The 8,185-nt window shown below is 54.7% G+C and carries 7 protein-coding genes; 6 read left to right on the forward strand and 1 reads right to left on the reverse strand.

Annotated elements, in window-relative coordinates:
- From ACOTYB_RS24205 to ACOTYB_RS24230, 6 genes are all read left to right on the forward strand, one after another.
- Positions 1–1,341: type VI secretion system Vgr family protein (locus ACOTYB_RS24205; RefSeq protein WP_233171301.1), on the forward strand; the 1,341-nt coding region annotated here is incomplete at its 5' end.
- Between the two features lies 1 nt (position 1,342).
- Positions 1,343–1,849, forward strand: a complete 507-nt coding sequence (locus ACOTYB_RS24210; RefSeq protein WP_223831766.1) for a hypothetical protein — start codon at positions 1,343–1,345, stop codon at positions 1,847–1,849.
- 208 nt (positions 1,850–2,057) lie between these two features.
- A complete protein-coding gene (locus ACOTYB_RS24215; RefSeq protein ID WP_063869215.1) occupies positions 2,058–2,498 on the forward strand; it encodes a DcrB-related protein in 441 nt (146 codons plus the stop codon).
- Between the two features lie 3 nt (positions 2,499–2,501).
- Positions 2,502–6,875 carry an RHS repeat-associated core domain-containing protein gene (locus ACOTYB_RS24220; protein WP_421765904.1) on the forward strand — a complete coding sequence of 1,458 codons (4,374 nt, stop codon included), beginning with the start codon at positions 2,502–2,504 and terminating at the stop codon, positions 6,873–6,875.
- Positions 6,872–7,348: a hypothetical protein gene (locus ACOTYB_RS24225; RefSeq protein WP_032628402.1), complete on the forward strand. Its 477-nt coding sequence runs from the start codon at positions 6,872–6,874 to the stop codon at positions 7,346–7,348. The genes ACOTYB_RS24220 and ACOTYB_RS24225 overlap by 4 nt, the downstream gene beginning before the upstream one ends.
- 71 nt (positions 7,349–7,419) lie before the next feature.
- Entirely contained in the window at positions 7,420–7,971 is a 552-nt protein-coding gene (locus tag ACOTYB_RS24230) for a hypothetical protein (protein ID WP_230683271.1), read from the forward strand.
- A 147-nt stretch (positions 7,972–8,118) separates the two neighbouring features.
- On the opposite strand, the gene ACOTYB_RS24235 is transcribed toward ACOTYB_RS24230, so the two are convergent.
- A partial coding sequence (locus ACOTYB_RS24235; RefSeq protein ID WP_421765773.1) for an IS1 family transposase occupies positions 8,119–8,185 on the reverse strand: 67 nt, incomplete at its 5' end.

Below are 8,185 nucleotides of genomic sequence, written 5' to 3' on the forward strand. Positions count from 1 at the left end.
CAGGGCTACGGCGGGGTGCAGATCCCGCGCGTGGGCGATGAGGTGGTGGTGGACTTTATCAACGGCGACCCGGACCGTCCGATTATCACTGGTCGCGTGTATAACGAAGCCAGCATGCCGCCGTGGGCGCTGCCTGCTGCCGCGACGCAGATGGGCTTTATGAGCCGCACCAAGGACGGTTCCGTGGACAACGCCAACGCCCTGCGCTTTGAGGACAAGGCGGGCGCAGAGCAGGTGTGGATCCAGGCCGAGCGCAACATGGACACCAGCGTTAAAAATGATGAAACGCACACCGTTGGCGGCGCGCGCAGCCATTACGTGAAGAAAAATGAGCTGCATCGCGTGGAGGCTAATCAGATCCAGGCCGTGAAAGGCGGAACCGAGATCCTGACGGGTAAAGGCAAGCTGGATGCAGCGGTGGAGCAGTACGTCATTGCTTCCGGGACGAAGCTGCGGCTGGTCTCGGGCGAGAGTGCTATTGAGCTTAACGCTAACGGCAAAATTAACCTGATCGGCAAAGAGTTTAACTTCTTTGTGGAAGGGGATGGGTATATCACCACAGGCGGTAAGCTGCATCTGAATACGTCGGGCACCAAGCCGGGCACAACGGCGCCGGGATCGGGGCATAAAGGGGATATTGATGCGGCGGTGCAGGAGAAGTTTTCTCCGAATAAAAGTGCTAAGAATCCGGCTCCCGCAGCTTCAGCGCCAGCAGCAACCAGACCAAAACCAACAACAAAATTTGCATCAGCGCCACCATTAAAAGGGAGTTACGTCTATCAAAATAATTCCTACAACTCTGATGTGATGCCCTTCAGTGAAGATGTAGTTAAGGAAATCAATAAGTCACCAACGCTTCAGACACAATTAAAAGATCTAAAAGATAAAGGGTGGGCTATTCAGCCGGGAGCAGCAGGAGGGGGGAGTTACGCTGATACGAATAACAAATTGATTGTCATGGACCCTGAACACATGGAAGATACAGCCACAACGGTGCAAACTCTGGCACATGAGGCAGGGCATGCAACTTATCCTGTTGCGGTAGATTCTTCGAGTAAGGAAAGCTTCATCAACAGCCAGCTTATGGATGAAGGTGGAGCAACGCTGAATAACATTAAAATACAACGCGAGATCCTTGCAAACGGCGGTATTGATATTGATATAGCGGGAAGTGCCGAAAACCTAAAAGCATATAATTCTGCCTATGATAAAATGGTAAGTGGTGAGTTATCTCGCATTGATGCAGCCAAAGCAATAGGAAAAGTGTATGGTAAAGGCGAAATAGCCTCAGGGACTAATCTAAATTATAATGATTACTATGGAGGATTCTATGGAAAGTAGGATGATTAAAGCTACATTCCTCATTGTTCTTCCACTATTTTCAATATTTACCTATGCAGGGCATAATAAAATGAATCAAGATTCGTTGTGGCAAATGATTAAAGAAATGAAATCAGTGTGGGGTAAACAAGTTGAGGATGTCAGTAAACTGTTTAACCAACCGCTGATTAATAATACACAGGAGAAAGAAGACCGTTATACTTCAGCTCCCTTTACGTTAACTGATGGCACACGGATCAGTAATGTGGATGTTCGTTTATGGGGAAATGGTGATAACAGCGTATCTTTGGTTTCTTTCGTAGTTAATCAACCATGTATTACTCTTGATCAAGTCAAATCTCATTTTCCGGATCTAAAATTGTCTAATATCCCTCGCGGAAACACGCCGGGACAATCAGTTGGATATCGCACCCCTACCGATGAACGCGGGCTGGCATGGGCATTTAGCTTTCCAGTTCTGAATCAGGAATGCCTGGGCAGGGTAGTTATGTCACGCTACGAACAATAAGTTGCGAGGCAATTTTCCGGGCTGTGAAAGAAGATAATTATCAAACGGCCAATAATATCGCTGCCCCTAAAGTTTTTGCGGAAAAAAAGAAAGTGCTAACGTTCTAATGATCATATTTCTCTGAGTCGCTAAGCAGTAATTAATATTGGCGGTATAAATTTTAGCGCTTTTAATTTTATTTTTCTAATAAATCATCCCGAGTTCACTTATGAAATACACCCTCCAGGAAGGTTCCTTTACCCTTTTTCCTGCCGCCTGGCAGGACAACAGCATGAACATCATTCGCGATGACGAAAGCGGGCTGTCCGTGGTGGTCAGCCGCGGCGTTATCCCCGATGGCAGCGACTACGAACAAGAGTTTCACCGCCAGTGGGACGTGCTGCGTCCTCAGATGGGGGAAATTGCACAGAGCGAATTTCAGCACGTAAAAGCCGGGCCAGACGGAAACATTAGCGGACTGGAAGTTGAGACCACCTTTGACCGTAACGGCCAGCGCCTGTGGCAAAAACAGCTGGCCGTGCAGACGCCGGGCAAACCGGTACTGATGATTTTTACCCTCTCGGCCTTAAAAGCCTTTACGGAAGAGGACGAGGCGCGCTGGAGCGCACTGAAGCAGAGTCTGACGCTAAACGACAACCGGAATGTGTAAGGCATGAGCGATAACAACGCGGCCCGTAAGGGCGACGAGATTATTCACTCCAGCATTTTTGCTGATATTACCAGCATTGTGGCGGAAGGTGCCGCCTATGCGGTGATTGGCGCGGCGGTGGGCGCGGCAGCGACCGTCGCGGCCCCACTGCTGGGAGCCGGGGCCGCAGCAGCAGGCGTGGCGGCGATTGGATCCAGCTGTCTGTTGAGCGGCATTATTGGTGGGGTTCTGGCGAACGTCGCCGGGATCACCGACGATATCAGCAACGCCGCTGAAGGATTAGGCAATGCGCTTTTTCCGCCGTCGCCCGCGGGTAAAATCACCACCGGTTCGAGCAATGTTCTGACAAATAAACTTCCCGCTGCACGCGCCGCCGGGACGTTAACGCCTGCCGATACCCCGTCCCCTGAGCCGCAGTCGCCGGGCAGCTTTGCCGACTACGCGGGTATGCTGCTCTCCGCTGCCGGACAGTTCGGCAGCGAGATGTGGCAGCCGAGCGTTGCCTCAGCCGCCGCAGGGACCTCGCCGCTGGAAGAAGACAAGGTGGCGTGTGATAAACACTCCGGGCCACAGTATCTGGCGGAAGGCTCGAAAAGCGTCTTCATCAACGGACAGCCTGCGGTGCGCGCAAAAGATCGCACCACCTGCGAAGGCACCGTTTCCGACGACGTCTCTCCGAACGTGATCATCGGCGGCGACACCCTCACGGTCCGCGATATCAAAAGCGGTAAAACGCCGGGTCTGGCGTTGGGGATGATTGCGCTCTCCCTCCTGCGCGGGCGTCCGGGCAAGATCCTGAAAAACATGCCCTGCGCGCTGGCTGCTGCTGGTGGCGGGATGCTGGCTGATATGGCCGTCAACGCCGTGTTCGGCTCCTCGCACCCGGTTCACGCCGCTACCGGCGTGAAGGTGCTGAACGACGACGATGAACTCGATTTCTCGCTGCCGGGGCGCTTTCCGCTGCGCTGGCAGCGCAGCTACAACAGCCTGACCATCCGCGAAGGGCTGTTTGGTCTGGGCTGGGCTACCACCTTTGACAGCTATCTGACGCTGGAAGAAAACAATGCCACCTGGTTCGATGAAACCGGGCGCGAGCTGAGCTTTGAACTGCCGCCGGTCGACCGCGCGTTTTACAGCATCAGCGAAGGCATTATCATCCGCCGCAATGAGAGCGGCGACGTGGCGATTGCCGACGATGACGGCGCGGTGTGGCGTCTGTATAAACCGACCCGCGCTAACCCCTCCATCCTGCGCCTGGCCTCCCTCAGCGACGAGTACGGCAATGCGCTGCTGACGGCGTGGGACGAGCACGGCAGGCTGGTTGGTATCCATGATGAGCCGCGGGCCATCGACGTCTCCCTGCGCTATGACGATGAACGTTTCCCGCAGCGCGTGACCGCAGCCAGCCATTTCGACGGCAACCAGACATGGCCGCTGATGCATTGGGGGTACGACGCGCGCGGTCAGCTGGCCAGCGCAACGGATGCCTCCGGCGTGGTAACCCGTGAATACCGCTACAACGATCACGGCCTGATGGTCTGGCACCGAATGCCGGGCGGTCTGGAGAGCGAATACCGGTGGCAAAAATTCGACCACTGGCGCGTGGTGGAAAACCGCACCAGCACCGGCGACGGCTGTCGCTTTAGCTATGATTTAGCCGCCGGGCTGACGACCGTCGAACACTACGACGGTCAGACGCGAAAGCATTACTGGAACGCGCAAAACCTCATTGTTCGCTACGTTGACGAGAGCGGTGAGAACTGGCGCTACGAGTGGGATGACAACGAACTCCTCACGCGTCGCATCGATCCGCTGGGTAATGCCGTTACCTTCGTCTATGACGACATGGGCAACCGGGTGCAGGAGATCGACGCCGACGGCAACACCCGCACCACCACCTGGCTGGAGCACCGCGCGCTTCCGGCGTCCATCATCGAAGCCGACGGTAGCGCCACCCGGTTCCTGTATGACGAACATCACGGGCTGAAACGCGTGGTGGATCCGATGGGGCAGACCTCGCTGCTGCGTCGGGACGAGTTTGGTCAGGTTGTGGAAGAAGTCGATGCCGCCGGGAACAGCCGCTACCAGGAGTACAACGAGGCCGGGCAGATGGTGCGTGCGACGGACTGTTCGGGCCGTGTGACACAATACCGTTATCATCCGCTGGGCTGGCTGGTGGCTGAGATAAGCGCCGACGGCGAAGAGACGCGTTACCGCTACGACGCCGCAGGGCGTCCGGTGCAGCTCGACCGACCAGAAGGCTGGACCGAGTCGCTCAAATGGAACGAACGTGGCCTGCCGGTGAAGCATGCGGGCGCCGATGGGAAAGAGAGCGAGTTCAGATACGACGAGGCAGGGCGCTTAACCGCCACCCGAAATACGCAGGGTGAAGAGGTGCGCCGCCGCTGGGACAGCCGCGGGCGTCTGATTGCCCTGGAAAACGAGAACGGCGAAGCGTATCAGTTCCGCTGGGGGCCAGACTCGCTGCTGCTGGAAGAGGTGGGGCTTGATGGCGTGGCCTCGCAGTATCGCTATGACGCCTGCGGGCGCATGATTGCGCGCACCTTTGCCGCCGGTCATCCGGAGGCCATCACCCATGCCTTTGCCTGGAGCGCGAGCGGCCAGCTGGTCGCCCGCACCACGCCGGAAGGGCAGACCCGCTACCATTACACGCCGTCCGGCCTTCTGAGCCGGATTGGGCTTCATCCTGCGCTTTCAGCCGACGTGTGGACCACCGAGGCAGAGCAGGAGCTTGTGTTTGAGTATGACGCGCTCGGGCGCGTCACGCGCGAAGCGGGCGAGCATGGTGAGCTGGCGTGGGGATATGATGCGCTGGGCAACCGCACCTCCGTCACGCTGCCCGATGGCCGCGAGCTGAAACAGTTCTACTACGGCAGCGGGCATCTGCTCAGCATCGCGCTTGATAAGCTCTCGGTCTCCGACTTTACCCGCGACGAGCTTCACCGCGAGACCAGCCGCACGCAGGGGCTGCTGACCACCCGCAGCGAATACGACCGCCTCGGCCGACTGCACCGCCGGGACGTTTTTACCGGCAATGCCCAGCGCCCGTCGCCGCGCCGCTGGTCCCGCCGCTGGGATTACGACTACCGTCATAACCTGGTGCGCGAAGAGCGGGACGATAACCCGTTCAGCTGGTACCGCTGGCAGTACGACAGCGCAGGCCGGCTGCTGGTTCAGGACGGCACGCTGCCCGGCCAGGAGCAGTGGCGCTGGGATGCAGCCGGTAACCCGCTTGAAGGCTCTGCTGAGAAGGTCACGCACAACCGCCTGACGCAGCTGAACGGCATTCGCTGGCGCTATGACATCCACGGCCGCACCGTGGAGAAGGATAACGGCCAGACCCGCTGGCACTACCGCTATGACGGCGAGCATCGCCTGACAGAGGTCATCAGCCAGCCAAGGGACCGCAACAGGCCGCAGACGCTGGTCAGCTTCCGCTACGATCCGCTCGGGCGACGCATCAGCAAAACGCGCCGCCAGATGCTGGGCGGCCAGCCAACCGGTAAGCCAGTCACCACGCGGTTTGTCTGGGAAGGGTTCCGGCTGTTGCAGGAAGTGCACGGGGATGTGCCGCTGACCTACGTCTACAGCGATCAGGACAGCTACGATCCGCTGGCGCGTATCGACGGGGTTGATGCCCCGGAAATCTTCTGGTTCCACTGTCAGCCGAACGGCACGCCGGAACGGATGACGGATAGCGAAGGACAGGTGCGCTGGGAAGGGGTGAACAGCGCCTGGGGCAAGCTGCTGCGGGAAAGCGAGACGCAGGTATCAGGATATTCTCAGAACCTGCGCATGCAGGGGCAATACCTGGATCGTGAGACAGGGCTGCACTACAATCTGTTCCGGTATTATGACCCGGACTGCGGACGATTTACGCAGCAGGACCCGATAGGGCTGGCGGGAGGGATTAACCTTTACCAGTATGCGCCGAATGCGCTGGGGTGGGTGGATCCGTGGGGGTTAAAATGTGGTTTTTCTCAAAAAGATCGTATAACACAAAGATGGGTGGATAGATTAACAGGGAAAAAACCCGCTGATGTTCATAATATTTTGACATCCAAAGGTTGGACGAGAACATATCCACAAGCCAATAAACCAGGAGCTATCCAACATATTCAATATGTCAAAACAACAAAATCAGGTACTACGTACAAATTAGATTATCATCCCGGAGGGACTCCAACTCAACCTAATATTCATGGTAATGATTACTGGAAAGTTTATCGCGAAGTTGATGGTGCTGATGTAGTATATGGGAGAATTGGTCATGGAGAGTTTAAAAATTATGATTTAATAACCGATTCACCTGTTTATGTTGACGGAGTTTTACTTAATGGGGGGGGTATAAAATGATTGATTTTAATGCTGATATTTTATCAGGAAGAGCACTAGGTAACGTTTTTTTGGGGGATAATATCAGTAAGTACATAAGCGAGTTATATGCTGGCTATAAGGTAACTTACTTTGATTATTTCTTGCCTGATGATAAGAAAAGGCTTGCATATATTGTAGATGACACAATGACAATCGCTACCCTTGAAGATGGAACGATCATTTCTATTGGTTGTAACGTAAACTATAAGGGGAGGTATAATAAAATATTACAAACAGGCCAAACGATGGGGGAAATAATAGGGTTGACTTACAAACAGCGTATATTTAATGGCTGTATTATTATAAATGACGACTTTGGTTTTTCATTCGAGTTGCCAGCGCCATATGATGAAATTGCAGATAGCATTGCACATGTTCCACTAGATCTTGTTCTTAATGAAATCCGTGTTGCTGATTACTCTGATTGGAACCCACAAAAAATAAAACGCTGAAGTGTGGGTTAGGGTTGATCCCTCGGATTATTTACTTTACATAAAACCCTAGGTAAGCATTTTCTGGAGTCATGACATCCACTGTCGTAAGTAAAATACCCAGCGCCCGTCGCAGCGCCGCTGGGATTACTACTACCGCAATAACTTGGTGCGCGAAGAGCGGGACGATAACCCGTTCAAATGGTACCGCTGGCAGTACGACAGACAGTGCCGGGCGTCTCCTGGTTCAGGACGGCACGCTGGCCGGAGAGGAGCAGGGGGTCTGGGATGCAGCCGCTAACCCGCTCGAAGGTTCTGTTGAGAACATTACGCACAACCGCCTGGCGCAGCTGAATGATATTCGCTGGCGTTATAATACCCATGCTTGCACTGTAGAGAAGGATAACGGCCAAACCCGAGGAACCGCAACAAACCGCAGACGCAGGACAGCTTCCGCTACGATCCGCTCGGTCGCCGCATCAGTAAAACGCGACGCCAGAAGCTGGGCGGACAGCCAACCGGCAAGCCATCACCACCCGGTGTGTCTGGGAATGACTGCCTACTGGGGGAAGCGCACGGGGATGTGCTGTTCACCTACGTCGACGAAAGTGGTCAGGACAACTACGATTTGCTGGCGCGTGTAGATAGTGTTGATGCTTCATATATCTTCTGGGTCCATTGCCAATCCAACGGCACGGCACAACTTATAACTGATATCTAAAAGCAGTAATTTTGGTGCAGGTTCGAGTATTGGTAATGTTTTTCCATAACAATCAGGTAATGACTCCAACTTACTGATAGTGTTTTATGTTCAGATAATGCCCGATGACCTTGTCATGCAGCTCCAGCGATTTTGAG

This window comes from Enterobacter cloacae complex sp. IR5450 (assembly GCF_049238665.1).
In the GTDB taxonomy this organism is placed as follows: Bacteria; Pseudomonadota; Gammaproteobacteria; order Enterobacterales; family Enterobacteriaceae; genus Enterobacter; species Enterobacter hormaechei_C.